The following is a 20,953-nucleotide window of genomic DNA, read 5'->3' as shown; positions in this document are numbered from 1 at the left end:
TGCAAACAACGGCGGCCGGGTCCCGAACCGTGCTTTGCGGTTCGGGACCCGGCCGCCGCGGGTCACTCGGTCACGGGGTCAGCCGATCACACGGACGCCGGCTCCGTCTCGTCCGAGGAGGCGTCCTTGACGTCCTTCGCCGGCTGCTCGGCGAGCCCCGCCTTCTTCGCCCGCTTGGCCGCACGCTTCTTCGCCCGGCGCTCCTTGCGCAGTTCCAGCATCGCGTAGAGCGTCGGGACGAGGAGGAGGGTCAGCAGGGTCGAGGTGATCAGACCGCCGATCACGACCACGGCCAGCGGCTGGGCGATGAAGCCGCCCTCGCCGGTGACGCCCAGGGCCATGGGCAGCAGGGCGAAGATCGTCGCCAGGGCCGTCATGAGGATCGGGCGCAGCCGGTGCCGGCCACCCTCGATCACGGCCTCGACGACGCCGTACCCCTGCCCCCGGTACTGGTTGATGAGGTCGATCAGCACGATCGCGTTCGTCACCACGATGCCGATCAGCATCAGCATGCCGATCATCGCGGGGACGCCCATCGGGGTGCCGGTCGCCACCAGGAGGCCGATCGCGCCGGTCGCCGCGAACGGGATCGACACCAGCAGGATCAGCGGCTGGGCCAGCGAGCGGAACGTCGCGACCAGCAGCATGAAGACGATCGCGATGGCCGCCAGCATCGCCAGGCCCAGGTTGGCGAACGCCTCGTCCTGGTCCTCGGAGACACCGCCGATCGAGGCCGTCGCGCCCGCCGGGAGCGTCAGCTGATCGATCTTCGACTGGAGGTCCGCGCTGACCGCGCCCGTGTTGTCGCCGGTCGGCTTGGCGGTGATGGTGGCCGCGCGCCGGCCGTCGATCCGGGTCATCGAGACCGGGCCGTCCACCAGCTTCACGTCCGCGATGTCACCCAGCTTCACCGGGCCGAGGCGCAGGCCCTGAAGCTGCTTCAGGGTCGTCGCCGGCTTCGCCGACTTGATGACGATGTCGCGCTCGGTGTCGTCCAGGGTCGCCTGGGCGGCGGTGTTGCCGCGCACCGCCTGGGCGACGGCGAGGCCGAGGGTCTGGTCGTCGAAGCCCGCCGCCGCGGCCTTGTCGTTGGCCTTCACCGAGACGCGCGGCACGCTCTGCGCCAGGTCGCTGGTGACGTCGGTGACGTCGTCCAGTCCGGCCACCGCCTCGCGGACCTGCTCGGACGCCTTGCGCAGCACGTCCCCGTCGGCCGCGTTCACGACGACGCTCAGGTCCTGGGCGCCGAAGCCGTCACCGGCGGCGATCGTGGTGGTGCCGACGCCGTCGAGCTTCTTCAGGCCGGCCTCGATGCGGTCCTGGACGTCGTCGTAGGACGCGGAGTCCTCCAGCATCACCTGGTACGACGCCTGGTTGGTGTCGGTGCCGCCGCCGAAGGCCGCCATGAAGCCGGACGAGCCGATGGTGACCTGGTAGGTCTTGACGCCCTTGGTGCCGGCGAGCAGCCGCTCGACCTTCTTCGCCTGCTCGTCGGTCGCGGCCAGGCTGGTGCCGGGCTTCAACTCCTGCTTGACGGTGAGGACTTCCTGCTCGCCCTGGTCGAAGAAGTTCGTCTTCAGCAGCGGCGCCATGCCGAACGTGCCGACGAGGACGACGATCGCCAGCAGCACACTGGTCAGCCGGCGCCGCGTCGCGAACCGCAGGACGGGGACGTAGATGCGCTGGAGCCTGCTCTTCGCCTCCTTCTCCTCGGCGATCCGGCGCGCCTCGTCGGCGTCCCTGGAGGTGCCCTTCGGGGCGCGCAGGAACCAGTACGACAGGACGGGGACGACCGTCAGCGAGACCAGCAGCGACGCCAGGAGCGCGGCCGTCACGGTCAGGCTGAACGAGCCGAACAGCTCGCCCACCATGCCGCCGACCAGGCCGATCGGCAGGAACACGGCCACCGTGGTGAGCGTCGAGGAGGTCACCGCGCCGGCCACCTCGCGCACGGCCTTGATGATGGCGTCCTCGCGCTCCTCGCCGTAGCCGAGGTGGCGCTTGATGTTCTCCAGGACCACGATCGAGTCGTCGACGACCCGGCCGATGGCGATGGTGAGCGCGCCCAGCGTCAGCATGTTGAGGGAGAGGTCCCTGGTCCACAGGACGATCAGGGCGAGGACGACCGACAGCGGGATGCTCACCGCCGTCACCAGCGTCGAGCGGATCGACGCCAGGAAGACCAGGATGATCAGCACCGCGAAGAGCAGACCGAGGGCGCCCTCCGTCGTCAGACCGTCGATGGACTTCTTCACGGCCGGGCCCTGGTCGCTGACCACGGTGACCGTGGCGTCGGAGCCGAGGTCCCGCCGGATCTCCGGGAGCTTGTCCTCGACGGCGTCCGAGATGGCGACCGCGCTGCCGTCGCGGTCCATGGTGACCGAGACCGCGAGGGACGGCTTGCCGTCGGTGCGGGTGATGGAGTCGGCCGGGGCCTGCTCCTGCTTCACGGAGGCGACGGAGCCGAGGCGGACCGGCTTGCCGGAGCCGGACTCGCCGCTCACCATCAGGTCCTCGATCTGCTGCAGCGAGGTCAAGCCGCCGCCGACCTGGACGGTGCGGTTGCTGCCGTCCTCGTCGAAGGAACCGGCCGGCACGGTGGCGCCGCCCGCCCGGAGGGCCTGGGAGAGGGCCGCCGGGGTCAGGCCGGCCTTGGCCAGCTCGGCGTCGTCGGGCGTGACGGTGACCTGGAGGTCACGCACACCGTCGACGGTGACCTGGCCGACGCCGTCGATGTCCTTCAGCTCCGGCACCAGGGTGCGGTCGAGCTGGTCCGCCAGGGCCTGCTGGTCCTTGCCGGAGGTGACGGCGAGGACGACGGTCGGGATGTCGTCCGTGGAGCCGGCGATGACCTGCGGGTCCACGCCGTCGGGCAGCTGGACGCGGGCCCGGTTGACGGCCTGCTGGACGTCGGCCACGAGCTGCTGGGTGCCGGGGCCGTAGTCGAAGGACGCCATGATCACGGCGTTGCCCTCGCCGGCCGTGGAGGTGACGCCGGTGATGCCGTCGACGGCTTCGAGGCTGTCCTCGATCGGCTCGACGACCTGCTTCTCGACCACGTCCGGCGACGCGCCCTGGTACGGCGCGAGGACGGACACCATGGGCAGTTCGATGGAGGGCAGGAGCTGCTGCTTGAGCTGGGGTATCGCGATCGCGCCGAAGGCGATCGCGATGATCGAGATCAGGCCTGTCAGGGCGCGTTGGGCGAGGCTGAATCGGGACAGCCAGGACATGGGTGAGGGTCTCTCTTCCGTGAGCGGCAGAAGCGGGCAGCTCCCGCCCCTACACCCTCAGCCCTCGGCAAGCCCCGTTTCGTAGGCCCCAGGTCCATTTCCTTATACGGCGCATACTCCGGACGCAGTATGCGCGGTCGAGTTCACTCCACCCTTGGACGTACCAGCCCCGACTCGTACGCGATCACCACGAGCTGGGCCCGGTCGCGGGCGCCGAGCTTGGACATGGCCCGGTTGACGTGCGTCTTCACGGTCAGCGGGCTGACCTCCAGGCGCTCGGCGATCTCGTCGTTGGAGTGCCCGCCGGCGACCTGGACCAGGACCTCGCGCTCGCGGCCGGTGAGGGCGTCGAGCCGCTCGGCGCGCGCCGGGTCGCGGTCGTCGTCCGCGCCGTCGCCCTGGGCGAGGAAGCGGGCGATCAGGCCCTTGGTGGCGGCCGGCGAGAGCAGTGCCTCGCCGCCGGCCGCGACGCGGATGGCGCTGAGGAGTTCGTCGGGTTCGGAGCCCTTGCCCAGGAAGCCGGAGGCTCCCGCGCGCAGGGACTGCACGACGTAGTCGTCGACCTCGAAGGTGGTGAGGATGACGACGCGGACATGGGCGAGGGCCGGGTCGGCGCTGATCATGCGGGTGGCGGCCAGGCCGTCGGTGCCGGGCATCCGGATGTCCATCAGGACGACGTCGGCGCCCCGCTCCTTGGCGAGCCGCACCGCCTGGGCGCCGTCGGACGCCTCACCGACGACCTCCATGTCGGGCTCGGAGTCGACCAGCACCCGGAAGGCGCTGCGCAGCAGGGCCTGGTCGTCGGCGAGCAGGACGCGGATGGTCATGCGGAGTCCTCAGCGGGTCACGGGGCGGACGGCTTGGTGATACGACAACTGCCGCGGGGGGCTGCCGAGTTCCGCGGCGTCGTCATACGGTGTCCTCCGCGGCGCGGGTACGGCTCTTGACCGGCAGGATCGCATGGACGCGGAAGCCGCCGCCGTAGCGCGGGCCGGTGGTGAGGGTGCCGCGCAGGGCGGTGACGCGTTCGCGCATGCCGAGCAGGCCGTGGCCGCCGCCCTCGACGGTGTCGTCGTCACCGGCGCCGTCGTCGAGGACGGTGATCTCGACGTTCGGCCCGACGCGCACGACGCTCACCTCGGCCTTGGCGGCCGTGCCCGCGTGCTTCTGGACATTGGTGAGCGCCTCCTGGATGACCCGGTAGGCGGCCAGGTCCACGGCGGCCGGGAGGGTGGTGCCCTGGTCGGCGCGGGCGACCTCGACCGGGAGGCCGGCGCTGCGGAAGGTGCCCGCGAGTTCGTCGAGGCGGTCGAGGCCGGGGGCGGGTTCGGTGGGCGCCTCGGGGTCGCCGGACTGCCGCAGCAGGCCGACCGTGGCACGCAGCTCGTTCAGCGCGGAGCGGCTCGCCTCGCGTACGTGGGCGAGGGCCTCCTTGGCCTGGTCGGGCCGCCGGTCCATGACGTGGGCGGCGACGCCGGCCTGCACGTTGACCAGGGCGATGTGGTGGGCGACGACGTCGTGCAGGTCCCGGGCGATGCGCAGCCGCTCCTCGGCGACGCGGCGGCGGGCCTCCTCCTCGCGGGTGCGCTCGGCCCGCTCGGCGCGCTCACGGATGGCGGCGACGACGGCGCGGCGGCTGCGGACCGCGTCGCCCGCGGTGGCGCCGATCCCGGTCCAGGCGAAGATCGCGAGGTTCTCCTGGGCGTACCAGGGCAGCGGGCCCGCGAGCATCGCCGCACCGGTCAGCACGGTGATGGTGAGCAGGCCGACGCGCCAGGTGGTGCTGCGGTCGGTGGTCGAGGCGACGGTGTAGAGGGCGATGACCGCGGACATGGCGACCGGGGCGCGGGGGTCACCGGTGACGGACTCCACGAGGGAGACGGCGCCGGTCAGGGCGAGCACCGTCATGGGGGCGCGGCGGCGGAAGGCCAGGGCCGCGGAGCCGAGGGTGATGAGCAGGAGGCTGAGCACGTCCGGGGTGCGCAGGGCCCAGGTGACGCCGTTCTTCCCGTGCGGGTCCACGAACGAGCCGGCCACCATGCATGCCAGCACGCCGACCGCCAGCGCCGTGTCCAGCGCCATGGGGTGCGCTTTGAGGTGCCGCCTGGCGCGTTCGAGGGTGCTCACGCCGAATTACGGTACGGCGTCCCCGCGGGGCTTGGAACGGGGGTCGGACCGGAGGTATCTCACGTCAGGTGCCCGGCGTCGTCGCCGGCCGGGCAAAACGGCCTCACCCGGGGATGAGACCGTCGTCGCTGAGCAGCTCCCGGACATCCTCCAGGGTCGCGTCCGGGGACGGCAGGATCAGGTCCGACGGTTCGAGGGATTCGTCGGGCAGAGGCGCGCCCAGCTCGCGGACCTTGGACAGGAGAGCGGTGAGGGTGCGGCGGAAGCCGGGACCGTCGCCGTTCTCCATTTCCACCAGGAGCTCGTCGTCGAGCTTGTTGAGCTCGGGCAGGTGGCTGTCGGACAGCTTCACCTGCCCCTCACCCATGATCCGGACGATCATGTCGCCCATCGCGCCCTCCTAGGCGTGGGCCCCGGCCGTCGGCTACTGCTTGTCGAAGCGCGGGGTGTCCTGCGGCTGCTGCTGGGACTGCTGCCCCGAGCCGCCCTCGATGGCCTGCTGGCCGGCCGACGGGCCTCCCGCCAGCTCCGCCTTCATGCGCTGCAGTTCCAGCTCTACATCCGTACCACCGGAGAGCCGGTCCAGCTCGGCCTGGATGTCGTCCTTGTGCATGCCGGACTGGTCGTCCAGGGCACCGGAGGCGAGCAGTTCGTCGATGGCGCCGGCCCGGGCCTGGAGCTGAGCCGTCTTGTCCTCGGCCCGCTGGATCGCCAGACCGACGTCGCCCATCTCCTCGGAGATGCCGGAGAACGCCTCGCCGATCCGGGTCTGGGCCTGGGCCGCGGTGTACGTGGCCTTGATCGTCTCCTTCTTCGTGCGGAAGGCGTCGACCTTGGCCTGGAGCCGCTGGGCCGCGAGGGTGAGCTTCTCCTCCTCGCCCTGCAAGGTCGCGTGCTGGGTCTCCAGGTCGGTCACCTGCTGCTGGAGGGCGGCACGGCGGGACAGCGCCTCACGGGCGAGGTCCTCGCGGCCGAGCGCGAGCGCCTTGCGGCCCTGGTCCTCCAGCTTGGAGGACTGCGACTGCAGCTGATTGAGCTGGAGCTCCAGGCGCTTGCGCGACGTGGCGACGTCGGCGACGCCGCGGCGCACCTTCTGGAGCAGCTCCAGCTGTTTCTGGTACGAGTAATCGAGGGTCTCGCGCGGGTCCTCGGCCCGATCAAGGGCCTTGTTCGCCTTCGCGCGGAAGATCATCCCCATACGCTTCATGACACCGCTCATGGGCTTCGCGCGCCCCCTTCTGACGTCCAGCTCCAGCTCTGCGACAGAACCCACAGTACGGGCCCTGCATCCATTGACGCACTGTTCGGGGACGGATGCGCTCATCCCCAAGGACGACTGCGTACGATCCCGCTCCGGCGTAAGGAGTAGGTGACTCCCGGGTGCCCACCCGGTGCCGCCCACCTGCCTCCCCCGTGGCCGCCGGACGAACCGTCTGCGACGTCCCCTCTGTCCCCTTACGACGACTGGTGTTGCCGGATCGTTCCCCACGGGGCTGGGGTCCAACCCCGGGCACCCCGTACCCTTGGGTTTTGTGTTCCGTAGCCGTGCGAAGGAAGAGAAGGCCCAGGCCGCCGACAAGGCGCTGGTGACCGACTCCAATGAGACCCGTCACCCCGAGGCCCCCAAGGGCCGCCCCACGCCGAAGCGCAGTGCGGCCCAGTCGCAGCGTCGCAGCGTGGCCAACACGCCGATGACGCGCAAGGAGGCCGCCAAGCGCGGGCGTGACGAGCGCCGCGCCGCCCTGGAGAAGCAGCGCCAGGCGCTGGCCGGGGGCGACGAGCGGTATCTGCCGGCCCGTGACAAGGGTCCGGTCCGCAAGTTCGCGCGCGACTTCATCGACTCGCGTTTCAACATCGCGGAGTTCTTCCTGCCGATGGCCGTGGTCATCCTGGTGCTGAGCCTGGTGCAGGTGCCCGCGTTGCAGAACATCGCGCTGCTGCTGTGGCTGATCGTGATCGTCCTGATCGTGCTGGACTCGATCGTCACCGGCTTCCGGATCAAGAAGCGGCTGGCGGAGCGCTTCCCCGACGACAACAAGCGCGGCGCCGTCGCCTACGCGCTGATGCGCTCGCTCCAGATGCGCCGGCTCCGGCTGCCGAAGCCGCAGGTCAAGCGCGGAGAGCGGCCCTGAGCGCTGCTGCTGTCCCCGGGGGTGCGGCCGAGGCCCGGACCGGTGGGCCGGGGCTGCGTGAGGTGGTACGCCAGGAGCTGGTGGCCCGGCAGCTCGACGAGCAGATAGCGGGACGTTTCCCGGTCGGGCAGCGGCTGCGGGTGCTCGACGTCGGGATGGGCGGGGGCACCCAGGCGCTGCGGCTGGCCCGCGCCGGGCACCAGGTGACCGGGGTCGAGCAGGACGCAGCGCTGATCTCAGCGGCCCGTGCCGAGCTGGCCGGTGAGCCGGAGGGGATCCGGGAGCGGGTGCGGCTCGTGCAGAGCGACGGGCGGGACACCGGCGTCCACTTCCTGCCGGGCAGCTTCGACGTCGTGCTGTGCCACGGCGTGCTGATGCACATCGAGGAGCCCGACCCGATGCTGGCGGGGCTGGCCCGGATGCTCGCGCCGGGCGGTCTGCTGTCGCTGCTCGTGTGCAACGGCGACGCGCTCGCGATGCGGCCGGGGCTGTCCGGGGACTGGTCCGCGGCGCTGTCCGCCTTCGACGCCACCGCCCATCTGCCCCATCCGCGGGTGACCTCGGACGACGGCGGGAGCCCGGTGCGGCCCGGGGCCGATGTACGGGCCGACCGGCTGTCGGACCTGACGGCGACGCTCGCGGGGATCGGGGCGCCGCTGCACGCCTGGTACGGCGTGCGGGTGTTCACCGGCACGGCGACGGACGACACCGGGGTCCCGGCGGACGTCGAGGCGCTGCTGGCGGTCGAGGAGCGGGCCGGGAAGGCCGATCCCTATCGGAGCGTGGCGGCGCTGCTGCATCTGTGCGGGGTCCGCGGCTGACCCCGTTCGGGTGAGCAGCACGCGCCCCTGGCCCGCCCCGCGGCGAGACTCGGGGCATGGATCCTCGCCGTTTGCGGACCCGGCGTCCGGTCGTCGCGGTCCTCGCCCTCCTGTGCTGCCTCGGCCTCCTGTCAGCCTGTTCGTCCGCCCCCTTCTCCTCGTCGTCGCGCGGGGAGCGGGACTCGACGACCCGGGCCGCCCTGCCGAGGACGCTCAGGGCGGTGGACGACCTCCAGGACGGCTATCTGAAGGTGATCAAGGACGTGCTGCCGTCGGTCGTGCAGATCCAGGGCAGACGTGACCTGGGGTCGGGCGTGGTCTACGACGACAAGGGGCACATCGTCACCAACGCGCACGTCGTCGGCGACGAGAAGAGCTTCCGTGTGACGACCGCCGGCAGCGAGAAGGAGCTCACCGCGCAGCTGGTGTCCTCCTATCCGCAGCAGGACCTCGCCGTGATCAAGCTTCAGGACCCGCCGGACGGGCTGAAGGCGGCGGAGTTCGGGGACTCCTCGGAGGTCGAGGTGGGGCAGATCGTGCTGGCGATGGGCTCGCCGCTCGGGCTGTCGTCCAGCGTGACGCAGGGCATTGTCTCGGCGACCGGACGGACCGTCACCGAGGGCGGCGACGACGGCGCCACGGGCGCGACGATCGCCAACATGGTGCAGACGTCGGCGGCCATCAACCCCGGCAACAGCGGCGGCGCCCTGGTGAACCTCGACAGCGAGGTCGTCGGCGTGCCGACGCTGGCCGCCGTGGACCCCGACGTCGGGGACAGCGCGGCGCCCGGCATCGGGTTCGCGATCCCCGCGTCGACGGTCCGCAACATCGCCGGCCAGATCATCGAGGACGGCCGGGTCACCGACTCGGGCCGGGCCGCGCTCGGCATCACCGGCCGTACCGTCGTCGACGACGACTACCGGGCGGCCGGCGTGGCCGTGGTCGAGGTGCAGGAGGGCGGGGCGGCCGACGAGGCCGGTCTGGAGCCCGGGGACATCATCACCCGGCTGGGGGACACGGACATCACCACCATCACCTCGCTGTCCGAGGCACTGGCCGACGAGAAGCCGGGAGACGAAACGACGGTGGCGTACACCCGCGACGGCGATCAGAAGAAGGCCGATGTGACGCTGGGCGAACAGTGACGGGGGCGAAGGGGTACGGCCCTCGCCCCCCGTCCGGTCACGCCTCGGCGTGCAGGCTCATCGGCCCGTAGATCTCCGTGGCGTCCTCGAACAGCCGCACCTGGTCCGCGCCGCCCTCCTGAAGTGCCTTCCAGTGCTCCCCGATCCAGGATTCCGCGTCACCCTGGGTGGTGAACTCCTCGGGCTGCACCGCGGGCTCGGTCTCCGCCCCGTCGGCCTTCTCGAACCGCCACGTCCATGCCGCCATGTACGCCTCCAAGGTGTCAGCACGTTGAGTGCACCAGCGTATGCGGTTCGTGTGCGTGTGCTCCTCAGGGGGCCTCCATCACGCGGGACGAGCGGCGAGCGGCGAAAATCAGTGCGTGGAACTGACTCTCCTCGGCACCGGTGCCCCCGCGGGACTCCCCCGCCCCGACTGTCCGTGCGCTGCGTGTGCCAGTGCGCTCGGTGGTGACGCCCGGGCGGCCACCGCGCTGCTCGTGGACGGGGCGCTGCTGCTCGATCTGACGCCCGGCGCGGCGTTCGCGGCGGCGCGTGCCGGGCGTTCGCTGGGCAACGTACGGCAGGTGCTGCTGTCGCATCCGCACGACGGGCCGGCCGTCGAGGTGCCGGCCGGGCTGCCGCAGCCCGGGCGGGTGCCGGACGGGCGGGAGTTGGCGCTGCTGACGGGGCATCGGGTGCGGGCGGTGGCGATGGACTCGCCGGGCACCGGGTACGCGGTGACCGGGCCGGACGGGCAGCGGCTGCTGTATCTGCCGCCCGGGGGTGCGCCGGCCGGGCTGGAGAACGGCTCCGACGGGATGTACGACATGGTCGTCGCCGATGTGGTGGGGCGGCCGGACGCCCTGGCCAAGCTGCGGGCGGTGGGGGCGGCCGGGCCCACGACGGACGTCATCGCCGTCCATCTGGACCATGACGCGGCGCCGGGCGCGGAGTTGCGGCGCCGGCTGGCCGCGGCGGGCGCGCGGGCCGTACCGGACGGGACGACGCTGGAAGTGGGGGCGTACGAGGACGTGCCGGACGTGCCGCGGCGGACCCTGGTGGTGGGCGGTGCCCGGTCGGGCAAGTCCGTCGAGGCGGAACGGCGCCTGGAGTCCTTCCCGGACGTGCTGTACGTCGCGACCGGCGGCACCCGGGGCGGGGACAACGAGTGGGCGGCGCGGGTGGCCGTGCACCGGGAGCGGCGGCCGGGTTCGTGGCGTACGGCGGAGACGTGCGACCTGGTGCCGCTGCTCGCCGAGGACGGAGCACCGTTGCTGATCGACTGTCTGTCCCTGTGGCTGACGGACGCGATGGACTCCGTCGGGGCGTGGGACGACGCGGTGTGGGCGGAGGGCGGGGAGCGGGCGTTGCGCGATCGCGTGCGCGGGCTCACGGAGGCGGTGCGGGCCACTCGGCGGACCGTGGTCGCCGTGTCGAACGAGGTGGGGTCGGGGATCGTGCCGGCCACCGCGTCGGGGCGGCGGTACCGGGATGAGCTGGGGCGGTTGAACGCCGCGTTCGCCGGTGAGTGCGAGCAGGTTGTTCTGGTGGTGGCGGGGCAGGCGGTGATGCTTCGCGGATGAGAGTGCGACGGATCGGCACACCGCGCGTCTGCGGGCACGTTGTGGCTGGTCGCGCAGTCCTTTGGGGCGCTGCTGCCGGCGGCGTGACGAAGTTCAGGTGGGGTCCTTGCGGGCGATGACCCTGTAGGCGTTCGAGTAGCGGGTGGCTCGCAGGAGCGGGGCCAGGAGGTGGTCCAGGACCCAGGCGGCGGCCACCAGGGGGGAGCCCAGGGGCGACAGCGGCGACGGCAGCAGGTACGACAGCACCAGCGAGGTCGCGGCCGCGAGGTCGTAGGGGATGTGCGCGGTGCGGTGGCCCGTCGCGATGATCGTGCAGCCCAGGGCGCGGAGTTCCTCGCACAGGGTCTCCATGGGCAGCAGGTGCAGATGGCCCGGAGGGCTGTGCGGGACCCAGAGTCTGCCGAGCAGGCCGGCGAACAGGCAGCGTGGGTTGGGCAGTTCGAGGAAGAGGTGGCCGCCCGGGCGCAGCACGGTGAGCGCGGCGCGCAGTTCCTCGCGGGGGTCGGGGGCGTGCTCCAGGTGGCGGAACATGCTGACGACGTCGTAGCGGCCGCGCAGCCGGGCCGTGACGCGCGGGTCGGTGAGGCTGCCGACGTGGGCCTCCTCCACCCGCTCGGCCACCCGCCCGTGCAGGACCCGGTAGGTCGGGTCCAGGCCGTCGAACGCCGTGTAGGGGAAGACCTCCTTCGCCGACTCCGGGAAGCGGGCGTACCCGGTGCCCACATCCAGCCAGCTCTCCGGCTCGGGGAAGGCGAGCGCCACGCGGGCCGCGGCGCGCAAGCGGCGCGGCCCGCGCCGGGTGAGTCCCAGGTGGCGCGGGACGTAGGTGTGCTCCCGGCACCCGGCGGGGGTGAACGCGCAGTCGGCGCGGGGGCGTTCGGGGGGTGCGGTCGCGGTCATGGCGGCTCCCGGGCGTGGGGGCGTACGAGAGGGGCGTACGGCACAGGCGGTGCGAGACGGTCCGAGCATGCCCCGACAATCCACTGCAAAACGGAACGTATGGGATGAGGGTCTAGGGTGCAACGACGTCGCGTGGATACGGGGGTGACGTGGCGAAGCCCGCGGTGGCCATGTGGCGCCGTTCTGTTCGACCGGTGCCGGTACTGTTCGGCGAATGAGCTCGCTTAATCTCGACGACTTCTCCGACCTGATCGAGCGCCCCGACGGTGGGGTGCGCCGTGACGCCGAGGCGCGCCGTGAGCGTCAGATCGTGCCGCCCGGGGCGCTGGGCCGCCTCGACGAACTGGGCGAGTGGCTGTCGGCGGCGCAGTCCGCGGTGCCGGTACGGCCGATCGAACAGCCGCGGGTCGTGCTGTTCGCCGGTGACCACGGCATCGCGGAGCTGGGCGTGTCGGCGCGGCCCGCGGGCGGCGCCGGGGAGTTGGTGCGGGAGATCCTGGCGGGCGGCCGGCCCGTGTCGGTGCTCGCGCGGCGGCTCGGGGTCCCGGTGCGGGTCGTCGACATGTCGTTGGACTGCGACCCGGAGTCGCTGCCGGAGGCGGTCGTACGGCATCGGGTGCGGCGCGGCAGCGGCCGTATCGACATCGAGGACGCGCTGACCCTGGAGGAGGCCGAGGCGGCCTTCCGGGCCGGGATCGCCGTGGCCGACGAGGAGGCCGACTCCGGTACGGATCTGGTGGTGCTCGGCGATGTGAGCGTCGGCGGGACCACGGCCGCGGGGGTGCTGGTGGCCGCGCTGTGCGGGACCGACGCGTCCGTGGTGACCGGGCGGGGCGGCCTCGCCATCGACGACCTCGTGTGGATGCGCAAGTGCGCGGCGATCCGGGACGCGCTGCGGCGGGCCCGGCCGGTGCTCGGGGATCAGCTCCAGTTGCTCGCCACGGTGGGCGGGGCCGACCTCGCCGCGATCACCGGGTTCCTGCTCCAGAGCGCGGTGCGCAAGCTCCCCGTGGTCCTGGACGGCGTCGTCGTGGCCGCCTGTGCGCTGGTGGGCCAGCGGATCGCGTTCCGGGCACCGGACTGGTGGCTGGCCGCGCACGACAGCGGGGAGCCGGGGCAGGCCAAGGCGCTGGACCGGATGGCCCTGGAGCCGGTGCTCGACCAGGGCGTGAAGGTCGGCGAGGGCACCGGGGCCCTGCTCGCACTGCCCACGGTCCGGGCGGCCGCGGCACTGGCGGCGGAGCTGCCGGAGAAGCCGGAGGAGCCGGAGGAGCCGGCGAAGCCCGAGGACTCCGGGGCACCGGAAGCCGAATAGGCGGCTGCGGCGCCAGGCTCGGAGAGACCCTGCACCGAGGGGGGCACATGATCACAACTTGTGACCTTGGACACCCTCGCTACGGGTCTGCGTCACGGTCGGCGCGGTGATCGCGGCGGTGCGTCAGCGGCGTTCCAGGGCCCGCGCCGGTTCCACGTCGGGGGCGCCGCCGATCCAGTCCTGAACCTTGCGGCTGGGGACCAGCCAGCGCTTGTCGTGGTGGTAGGAACGCAGCTGTGCCTTGGCGCGGGCGCGCGGACGGCGCCGGTAGAAGCGCTTCGCCCAGGGGGAGGTCGGCCGGGCCAGCCGGACGGCGCCGAACAGGGCCACGAAGGGGATGATCACCCCGAAGAGCGCCATCTTGAACTTGCCCTTGAACAGGGCGATCAAGGCGATCAGGAAGTTCCCGGCGATCGTGCTGAGCACCGTGCCGCGGTTCTGCGTCTCCTCGTCGCTGAGGTCGTTGACCCCGAAGGGCGCGAAGCCGAGGAGGAGCAGTCCGACCAGGGCGGCGGTGAGCACGACCACCTCGACGCTCTTACGGCCGTCCTCGGTCCAGTAGACGTCGTCGAGGTGCAGGATCAGCGCGAACTCGTCCATGACCAGGCCCGCGCCGATCCCGAAGATCACGGCGGCCGTCGCCGAGCCGAAGCCGCGCTGCCCGCCCGCGACCGCGCAGAAACCGCCGATGACGGTGAGGACGATGCCGGGGACGACGTGGTGGATGTGGACGGAGCCGGTCTTGATGTTGCGGAAGGGGCCCTTGCCCGCGCGGATCATGCGGGTGATGAGGCGGGTGACGAGGAACGTGACCACGAACGCGGTCAGGGCCAGCAGCAGTGGGAGCTTGCCCGGCTCGATGATGTTGCGCTGCCACCAGTCACCCATGTTCTCAGTGTCTTCCCGGCAGGGGTGGGCTGCCCGCCGGGAAGTACGTCCGGGCTACCCTGCGGGCGTGTCCATGACCCCGCCGCACCTGCACGGTCTCCGTTTCGCCTTCGGCACCCTGAGCGTGATCCCCGTCACGGTGAGCCGCTGGGACCGGGGGGCGGCACGCGGCGGGATGCTCTGCGCCCCGCTGGTGGGGGTGGCCCTCGGCTGCGGTGCCGCCCTGCTCGCGCTGGCGCTGCTGTTCCTCGGCGCCGGTTCCCTCCTCGCCGCCGTCGCGGCCGCCGCCGTCCCCGCCGCGCTCACCCGGGGGCTGCATCTCGACGGGCTCGCCGACACCGCCGACGGGCTCGGCAGCGGCAAGCCCGCCGAGGACGCCCTTCGGATCATGAAACAGTCGGACATCGGGCCGTTCGGCGTGATCACGCTCGTGTTCGTGCTGCTCGCGCAGGTGGCGGCGCTGTCGCGGCTGTACGACGGCTCCTGGGCCCGGGGGACCCTCGCCACCGTCGTCTCGGCCGTCGCCGCGCGCCTCGCCCTCACCCTCGCCGCCCGGACCGGCGTGCCGGCCGCCCGGCCGGAGGGGCTGGGGGCCGCGGTGGCCGGGGTCGTGCCGGTACGGGGTGCGGCGGCCGTCGCCCTGGCCGTCACCGGGGGCGCCGCCGCGGCGGGAGCAGTGCTCGGGCCGGACGACCTGGCCCGCACGGCGCTCGCGGTCCTTGCCGCGCTCGCCGCCGCCGAACTCCTCCTGCGGCACTGCACGCGCCGCTTCGGCGGCGTCACCGGCGACGTCTTCGGCGGCCTCGCGGAGACGGCGGCGACGACCGCGCTCGTGGTGCTCTGCCTGGGCTGAACGAGGTCGGGCCGGATCACGGTGGGGGTGCCACGGTGTGCGGCAGTGTGCCCCAGGGATGCGGGCCCCTGCCCGGCACCGCGCAGTGCACCGAGGCGCCGTACGACCGGGCGGTCTCCGTCAGGTCGACGCCGGCCGGGACGCCGTGGACCAGGTGGCACAGCCGCGCTCCGGTGACGGTCCGCCGGTGCCGCCGGACCAGCCGGGTGTACGACGCGTAGGGGCCCTCGTAGGTGACCAGGAGGTCGGCGATCCTGGCGTAGGACGGGTCCGGTTCCGTGCCGTGGTTCAGGGCGAGCGTGCCGCAGCCGGCGCCCCACGCGGCGGTCGCGAGCCGCTGGTAGTACGCGAACTCGACCCGGCTCGCCGCGACTTGGTCGAGGAAGACGCCGTCGGCGCGGTACCAGTCGCGGTGGCGGGTGATGTCGCGGACCACCTCGGTGTGCGGCCGGCGGCCGTAGTCGGTGTCGACGTAGCCGAGCACCCGCACGGCCGCGCTCGTCAGCCGGGCCGCGACCTCGGCGAACGCCGGGTCGGGCGCGGTGCCGGGGCCGCTGGCCGGGTTCAGGACGACGCCGTGCAGCCGGGGTGCGGCGGCGACGACGGCGTCCCATTCGGTGGGGCGGACGGACGGGTGCTCGTAGTAGGGGATCAGCAGGTCGTTCATGAGTGGGCGGTTCCCCTCTCCGGCAGGCCGTTCATCGATGCGCGGTCGCCTTCCCCAGCTGGACACAGACGAGGGCGGCCTGGGCCAGTGCGGCGGCCCCATGGACGATCGGGCCGGTCCAGAGCGGGCTGCCGGTGTGGGTGAGGAACGCGAGCGTCTGGACGAGGGCCGCCGCGCAGCAGATCGCGGTCGTGCCGCGCACCGCGCCGAAGGACTGGAGCAGCAGGCCCGTCCACAGGACCACGCCGAGGAGGAGCAGGCCGGCGAGGCGGACGCCGGTGATGGCCGGCGCTCCGGGCCACACGGCCGGGAGGGCGAGGGTGAGGGCGAGCAGGGCGGCGAGGTAGGCCGCGAGGCATCGTGCGGCCGTGCGCACCGTCGCCCGTCGGAACGCCCGTGCCGTGCTGGTGGAGCGCAGGCCGGTCAGGGTGCCGCTGCGGAAGCGGTACAGGAGCCACTCGGCGGGGCCCATGCTGAGGGTGAGGGCGACGGCGCCCTCACCGCCGAGGGCGCCGCCGAAGGCCGTGTGGAGCACCAGGACGCCGGTGGCGAGGCCGAACAAGGCGTACGGGAGGGAGGCGGAGAGGCTGGGGGCCGTTGCCGTGTCTCGGTCGCGGATGCGTCGGGGCTTGTCGCGCCCACGCGGCGGCAGCCGCGAATTCAGAGCGGTCCCGCGCCCTTTGCGGGGCGCGACTTCACGTAGGCCGAGAAGCGTCACCGCCGTCAGCGAGCCCAGCAGCAGGATCAGCCTCGCCTCGTCCGGCACCGGACGCACGAGCGCCGGCACCGCGCCTGCCGCCATCGGCAGCAGCGCGGCCAGCAGAGCCCGTTCGCGGCCCATCACCAGCAGGGTGGTGGCCGCGCCCAGGCAGACCGACTGGCCGGCTGCGAAAGCGACGGCTCCCGGGTGGGCCACGCCCGCAACGGCCAGGGCCGCCAGGGTGCCGAGCAGCGCGCCGGCCGGTGCACCCAGCAGCAAAGAGCGACGGGCAGCCGGGCGATCCCCCAACCCCAGCCAGGAGTACGCCCGATGCGCCAGCCCCTGGTTCCAGGTCCAGCCGACCAGGGCGCCCGCCAGCAGCGGGAACGTGCCCGGAGGGAGGCCGAGGGCATCGCGCGGGCCTGCCAACAGCGGGGCCCCGAGGACGTAGCCGAGGCTGGGCAGGGCGAAGAGCAGGCCCCTCAGGAGGCAGCCGAGGAGGTTCGCCTGCCAGGGGTCGTGGGGCGGGCCCTCCGGCTCGGGATGGCGGCGTTCGGTCCGTTCGTAGAGTTCCTCGGCGAGGGCGAAGGAGTTCTTCACGCCGTAGCGCTGGCGTATCTGGTCGTCCGAGAGTCCGTCGGACTCCAGCAGGGCGGCGATCTCGTCCGGGTGGACGGCGGCGGCTGTGAAGTCTTGGAGGCGGGCACTGAGTTCGTCGAGAGGGTCGGGGCGGGCCCAGCCGGGTGCGGCGCGTGGGCGGGGGACCACGGGGAGGGTGTCGGGGCGGGAGCCGGGCGGCATGAAGAGGCTGCCGCTCACCAGTCGGTTCCGTACGTCGCGACCTTCTCGTACCAGGGGTCGCGCAGTTCGACGGTCCAGTCGGCGACCGTCTCCAGCGCGGGCTCGTACACCTCGGCGCTGCCGGCGAGCTCCTCGTAGATGGCCCGGAAGTTGTCCACGGAGCGGCGCAGTGTGAAGCGGTCGATGACCCGCCGGCGGGACAACTCTCCCAGTTCCAGGCGGCGTTCGGCATCCTTGAGGAGGGTCAGGGCGGCCGCGGCCATCTTCTCCGGCTCGCGCGGCGGGACGACGATGCCGGTGTCGCCGACGGCCTCGCGCACTCCCCCCACGTCCGTCGAGACGGTCGTACGGCCGCAGGACATGGCCTCGATGACGGAGAACGGGAAGCCCTCGGAGATGGAGGACAGCATGACCAGGTGGCCGGCGGCGTAGGCGCGCCGGACCTCGGTGATGCGGCCCTCGAAGGTCAGGCCGTCCGTCACGCCGAGTTCGGCGGCGAGCTTCTCCAGTTTCGTGCGGTAGGCCTCACCGCCGGGCGGAACGGGGCCGAACAGCCGCAGCCGGGTCTCGGGAAGTTCGGCGCGGACCATGGCATAGGCCCGCAGCAGGGTCTCCAGGTCCTTGATGGGGTCCACGCGGCCGCACCAGGTGAGCGTGGGGACCTCCGGCTCGGGTCCGGCGTGCGGGAAGGCGTGCGGGTCGACGCCGTTGTAGACGGTGCGGATCCGGCCGGCGTCGGCGCCGCCGCGCTCCTCCCAGCGACGGTTGTACTGGTTGCACGGGGTGATCAGGTCGGCCGTGCGGTACCCGTGCGAGTTCAGCTCGCGGTAGAAGCCGAGCATGAACGCCTTCACGGGCCAGCGCTGGGCGGCGCTGCGGTAGCCGAGGTAGCGCTCGCGCAGGTAGATGCCGTGCTCGGTGAGGAGGAAGGGCACGCCGTCGAGCCTGCGGGCGGCGAGGGCCGGGAGGGTCGCGAGGCCGCTGCTGACGGCGTGGACGACACAGTCCTCGGCGATCCGCACGCCGAGCGGGCGCAGGGCGTGTTCGAGCAGGTCGTTCGCGGTCAGGGCGTCGTGCACGGTGGGTCGGGCGGCCGCGGTCGGCAGATGCGGCATCGTCCATGTCCACATCAGGGACCTGAGCGCCGGCTCGGAGCGCAGCGCCGCCGACAGGCGTCCGTCGCGGGCGAGTTCGGCCAGCTCGTCCAGTGCGTCGCCGAAGTCTGTTCCGTCTGCCTCGGGGTCGAGGAAGGAGAGCAGGAACCGCTCGTAGGCGTCGGTGAACCGGCGCCGGGCACGGCCGTACGGCGCTCGTTTGCGGCCCGGAAGCGTGCCCCAGGTGGGTACGGAGGTGTGGTGGCGGACGTTGGGCGGCAGCTCCCAGGTGACGGGTTCGCGGCCGGTCCCGGTGAGCGAGACGATATGGAAGTCGACCTCCGGCATGCCCTTGACGAGCTGGTCGCACCAGGTGCTGACCCCGCCGTGGACATGCGGATAGGTGCCTTCGGTGACCATGGTGACGTGACGGCCAGGGCGCATCGCTGCGCGGCTCCCCCCTGTTGCGGAATCTGTGGGGGAACTGCGGCCATGACGCCGACTGCGGGCCCGTCGTGGCTGGTCACGCAGTTCCCCGTGCCCCTGTGAAGGGCGTTGCCGCTACGGCAGTCTGAGCGTCACCGCCGACTGCAGCAGCGCCGGCGTGGTCCAGGCCGAGCGCATGCCGGCGTACGGCGTCCCGAAGGCGCTGGTGCCGAGCAGGAGTTGCTTGACGGTGCCCTCGGGTGCGGTCACCGGGATCTGGGTCCCGGACGGCGCGTTGACCGTCACCGTCCTGCCGATGCGGTACGCCGTGACGGAGCCGTTCGCCACGGCGTTCTGCCAGGCGGCCCGGCGCTGCAGCTCGGTGCCGATGGCGGCCTGTGCCAGGTTCTCCACCGGGGTGTTGGCGGCGAAGAGTGCCTGGTAGTCGGCGAGCACCTTGTCCAGCACCGGGTAGAGGATCCGGTCCTCGGCCAGGTTGGACTGGTGGGCGTAGTGCGGACGCGGGTCGTTGCCGATCACGTGCCCGAGGGCGATGCGGGCCTCCTGCGGCACGATGTGGCCGTCGTAGCCGGTGGCGGCGTCCAGCGGCTCGGACAGACAGGTGGACGCGGGGTTGTTCTCGCAGATGCCGCTGCCGCCGTCGGCCGTCGAGGTGTAGATCCAGTTGTACTCGTCGGCCATCTCCTGCTCGGTGCCCGTGTTGTAGTACACGTTCATCGGGTACCGGGGCACGGTGAGGGCGGCGCCGACCGAACGCTGCGCGGGCTCACGGGAGTTGTCCGAGGCGATCCACTTGACGCCGTTGTCGGCGAGGGCGCCGGCCAGGTCGGGGTTGTCGGAGGGCTGCTGCGGCAGGGTCTTCAGGCCCGAGTGCTCGCCGGTGACCAGTTCCGTGCGGTCGAGCGGAAGTCCCTTGTTCACGCCCCAGTTGTGGTTGTTCCTGATCTGTGCCGAGATCTCCGAGCGGCTCATGTACTGCGTCGAGCCGTTCGCGTTCTTCGCACAGCTCCACGGCACGGTCGAGGTGTCCTGGACACAGCCGAGGAACGGGTGTGTGTAGGTGTGGTTGATCCAGCGGTACTGCGCCTTGTCGGCGAGCAGCCGGTCCGCGAGGGCGTCGGTGCCGCCGTTCTCGGTCTTCCACTCCTCGCCGGAGCCGGCGTTGTAGACCATGTCCAGCTTGAAGCCGTGCTCGCGCTGCCACTGGGCGGCGTACGTGGCGTCCGCGGCGGTCATCCGGATCGGCGGGGCCTCCTCGCCGCCACCGCCCACGCAGTCGATGTCACCGGGGGTGCAGTTGCGCTCGGTGTCCCAGCGGGCGTCGGGCGCGAAGACGTCGTCGACGTGCACGGCGAAGTAGTTGCGCGCCTGGCCGAGGTGGATGCCCTGGGTCAGCCATTCGACGATGCCGCGGGCCAGGAGGCGGAACTGCTGCTGGTACCGGTTGTAGGCGAAGGTCACCACCAGCTCGCGGCGTCCGTCGTGGCTGTACTCGCCGACCAGACTGCCGCGCCCGGTGCCGCCGGGCACGGGCACGTCGACGTAGCTGGTGAAGCCGGCACGGGGCCGGGCCGCGTAGCCGTAGCTCTCCGGCACGGTCGGGTCGTTGTCCTCGAAGGCGAAGGCGCCGTCGAGATAGCCGAAGGAGCCTGCCCGGCCCTCGGCCGTCACGGACGCCTCGTGCCCGTCGAGGGAGCCGGCCCAGCCGCCCTCGGTGGTGTAGTCGAGGCCGACGCCCGGGTGGGCCCAGGTGTAGGCGTCGACCTGCGGGATGCCGTAGGTCCGCTCGTAGCTCTCCAGCGCGGTCTGCTCGGCGGAACCCGCCCCGAACGGGGCCTCGTTGGGCAGTACGACGCCCTGGAACCTGGCGCGGGGCCTGCCGTTGACGGTGTCGCTGAGGAACGCCGGCGTGATGGTCGGGCGGTTCGCGGCGTCGAGGTCGACGGTGGTGTACGGGATGCCGGTGCTCTTCAGCTGGTCGGTGATGGCCTGCACGGAGCTGTCGCCGTTGTCCACGACCAGGACCCTGAGGTCGATGCGCGGGTCCTCCGCGGCCGTGGCGGAGGGCACCGAAAGGCCCAGCGTGAGCAGACCGGTGGCCGCGGCGACGGCGGCCGTGTTTCTCCATCTGTGCGCGGTGTGCGCCATTGAATGTCCTTCCCCCCAGAAGATCCTGCTGCGGGCCGAGTGCGGTGAATCGGCGCAGGATCCGTGGAAATCATGCAAATCGGCGAGCGAGCGGCTCGCCGGAACCAGACGAGTGTG

General features: G+C 72.3%; 18 protein-coding genes. 6 read left to right on the top strand and 12 right to left on the bottom strand.

The window, feature by feature from the left end; translation table 11 throughout:
* Positions 1 to 86: 86 nt before the first annotated feature.
* From AC3ETA_RS26235 to AC3ETA_RS26215, 5 genes are all read right to left on the bottom strand, one after another.
* Positions 87 to 3,233: an efflux RND transporter permease subunit gene (locus AC3ETA_RS26235; protein ID WP_432195355.1), complete on the bottom strand. Its 3,147-nt coding sequence runs from the start codon at positions 3,231 to 3,233 to the stop codon at positions 87 to 89.
* Positions 3,234 to 3,376: 143 nt separating this feature from the next.
* The gene (locus tag AC3ETA_RS26230) at positions 3,377 to 4,060 is read right to left on the bottom strand and encodes a response regulator (RefSeq protein WP_432195354.1); all 684 of its coding nucleotides are present in this window, start codon (positions 4,058 to 4,060) and stop codon (positions 3,377 to 3,379) included.
* Positions 4,061 to 4,142: 82 nt separating this feature from the next.
* Positions 4,143 to 5,360, bottom strand: a complete 1,218-nt coding sequence (locus AC3ETA_RS26225) for a sensor histidine kinase (protein WP_432195353.1) — start codon at positions 5,358 to 5,360, stop codon at positions 4,143 to 4,145.
* Positions 5,361 to 5,463: 103 nt separating this feature from the next.
* Positions 5,464 to 5,742: a PspA-associated protein PspAA gene (pspAA, locus tag AC3ETA_RS26220; protein WP_432195371.1), complete on the bottom strand. Its 279-nt coding sequence runs from the start codon at positions 5,740 to 5,742 to the stop codon at positions 5,464 to 5,466.
* 42 nt (positions 5,743 to 5,784) lie between these two features.
* The gene (locus AC3ETA_RS26215; RefSeq protein ID WP_432195370.1) at positions 5,785 to 6,552 is read right to left on the bottom strand and encodes a PspA/IM30 family protein; all 768 of its coding nucleotides are present in this window, start codon (positions 6,550 to 6,552) and stop codon (positions 5,785 to 5,787) included.
* Positions 6,553 to 6,853: 301 nt separating this feature from the next.
* Between AC3ETA_RS26215 and AC3ETA_RS26210 the strand changes: the two genes are divergently transcribed.
* The 3 genes from AC3ETA_RS26210 (at position 6,854) to AC3ETA_RS26200 (ending at position 9,458) form a co-directional block, all read left to right on the top strand.
* Positions 6,854 to 7,492: a DUF3043 domain-containing protein gene (locus AC3ETA_RS26210; protein ID WP_432195369.1), complete on the top strand. Its 639-nt coding sequence runs from the start codon at positions 6,854 to 6,856 to the stop codon at positions 7,490 to 7,492.
* A gap of 80 nt (positions 7,493 to 7,572) precedes the next feature.
* Positions 7,573 to 8,313, top strand: coding sequence for a class I SAM-dependent methyltransferase (locus AC3ETA_RS26205; RefSeq protein WP_432195368.1), 741 nt, complete (start codon positions 7,573 to 7,575; stop codon positions 8,311 to 8,313).
* A gap of 56 nt (positions 8,314 to 8,369) precedes the next feature.
* On the top strand, positions 8,370 to 9,458 hold the full coding sequence (locus tag AC3ETA_RS26200) for a S1C family serine protease (RefSeq protein ID WP_432195352.1): 1,089 nt from the start codon (positions 8,370 to 8,372) through the stop codon (positions 9,456 to 9,458).
* A gap of 37 nt (positions 9,459 to 9,495) precedes the next feature.
* Here the strand turns inward: AC3ETA_RS26200 and AC3ETA_RS26195 are convergent, their stop codons facing one another.
* Positions 9,496 to 9,705, bottom strand: a complete 210-nt coding sequence (locus AC3ETA_RS26195) for a hypothetical protein (protein ID WP_432195351.1) — start codon at positions 9,703 to 9,705, stop codon at positions 9,496 to 9,498.
* Positions 9,706 to 9,820: 115 nt separating this feature from the next.
* Here AC3ETA_RS26195 and AC3ETA_RS26190 point away from each other — a divergent pair, with 115 nt between their 5' ends.
* Positions 9,821 to 11,023, top strand: coding sequence for a bifunctional adenosylcobinamide kinase/adenosylcobinamide-phosphate guanylyltransferase (locus AC3ETA_RS26190; RefSeq protein WP_432195350.1), 1,203 nt, complete (start codon positions 9,821 to 9,823; stop codon positions 11,021 to 11,023).
* Between the two features lie 93 nt (positions 11,024 to 11,116).
* Here AC3ETA_RS26190 and AC3ETA_RS26185 read toward each other — a convergent pair whose 3' ends face one another.
* Positions 11,117 to 11,923, bottom strand: coding sequence for a class I SAM-dependent methyltransferase (locus AC3ETA_RS26185; protein WP_432195349.1), 807 nt, complete (start codon positions 11,921 to 11,923; stop codon positions 11,117 to 11,119).
* 214 nt (positions 11,924 to 12,137) lie between these two features.
* On the opposite strand from AC3ETA_RS26185, the gene cobT reads away from it, so the two are divergent.
* Entirely contained in the window at positions 12,138 to 13,238 is a 1,101-nt protein-coding gene (gene cobT, locus AC3ETA_RS26180; RefSeq protein WP_432195348.1) for a nicotinate-nucleotide--dimethylbenzimidazole phosphoribosyltransferase, read from the top strand.
* 123 nt (positions 13,239 to 13,361) lie between these two features.
* Here the strand turns inward: cobT and AC3ETA_RS26175 are convergent, their stop codons facing one another.
* Entirely contained in the window at positions 13,362 to 14,126 is a 765-nt protein-coding gene (locus AC3ETA_RS26175) for a hypothetical protein (protein ID WP_432195347.1), read from the bottom strand.
* 73 nt (positions 14,127 to 14,199) lie between these two features.
* Here AC3ETA_RS26175 and AC3ETA_RS26170 point away from each other — a divergent pair, with 73 nt between their 5' ends.
* Positions 14,200 to 14,979, top strand: coding sequence for an adenosylcobinamide-GDP ribazoletransferase (locus tag AC3ETA_RS26170; protein ID WP_432195367.1), 780 nt, complete (start codon positions 14,200 to 14,202; stop codon positions 14,977 to 14,979).
* A gap of 16 nt (positions 14,980 to 14,995) precedes the next feature.
* Here AC3ETA_RS26170 and AC3ETA_RS26165 read toward each other — a convergent pair whose 3' ends face one another.
* The 4 genes from AC3ETA_RS26165 to AC3ETA_RS26150 form a co-directional block, all read right to left on the bottom strand.
* The gene (locus AC3ETA_RS26165; RefSeq protein ID WP_432195346.1) at positions 14,996 to 15,646 is read right to left on the bottom strand and encodes a spherulation-specific family 4 protein; all 651 of its coding nucleotides are present in this window, start codon (positions 15,644 to 15,646) and stop codon (positions 14,996 to 14,998) included.
* Between the two features lie 31 nt (positions 15,647 to 15,677).
* Positions 15,678 to 17,165: a hypothetical protein gene (locus AC3ETA_RS26160; RefSeq protein WP_432195345.1), complete on the bottom strand. Its 1,488-nt coding sequence runs from the start codon at positions 17,163 to 17,165 to the stop codon at positions 15,678 to 15,680.
* Positions 17,162 to 18,685 carry a GT4 family glycosyltransferase PelF gene (gene pelF / locus AC3ETA_RS26155; RefSeq protein ID WP_432195344.1) on the bottom strand — a complete coding sequence of 508 codons (1,524 nt, stop codon included), beginning with the start codon at positions 18,683 to 18,685 and terminating at the stop codon, positions 17,162 to 17,164. Before pelF ends, AC3ETA_RS26160 begins: the two co-directional genes overlap by 4 nt.
* Before the next feature lie 117 nt (positions 18,686 to 18,802).
* Positions 18,803 to 20,836 carry a hypothetical protein gene (locus tag AC3ETA_RS26150; RefSeq protein WP_432195343.1) on the bottom strand — a complete coding sequence of 678 codons (2,034 nt, stop codon included), beginning with the start codon at positions 20,834 to 20,836 and terminating at the stop codon, positions 18,803 to 18,805.
* Between the last annotated feature and the right edge of the window lie 117 nt (positions 20,837 to 20,953).

The sequence above is a fragment of the Streptomyces sp. bgisy027 genome (assembly GCF_057710365.1).
This window is presented reverse-complemented; position numbering and strand designations above follow the sequence as displayed.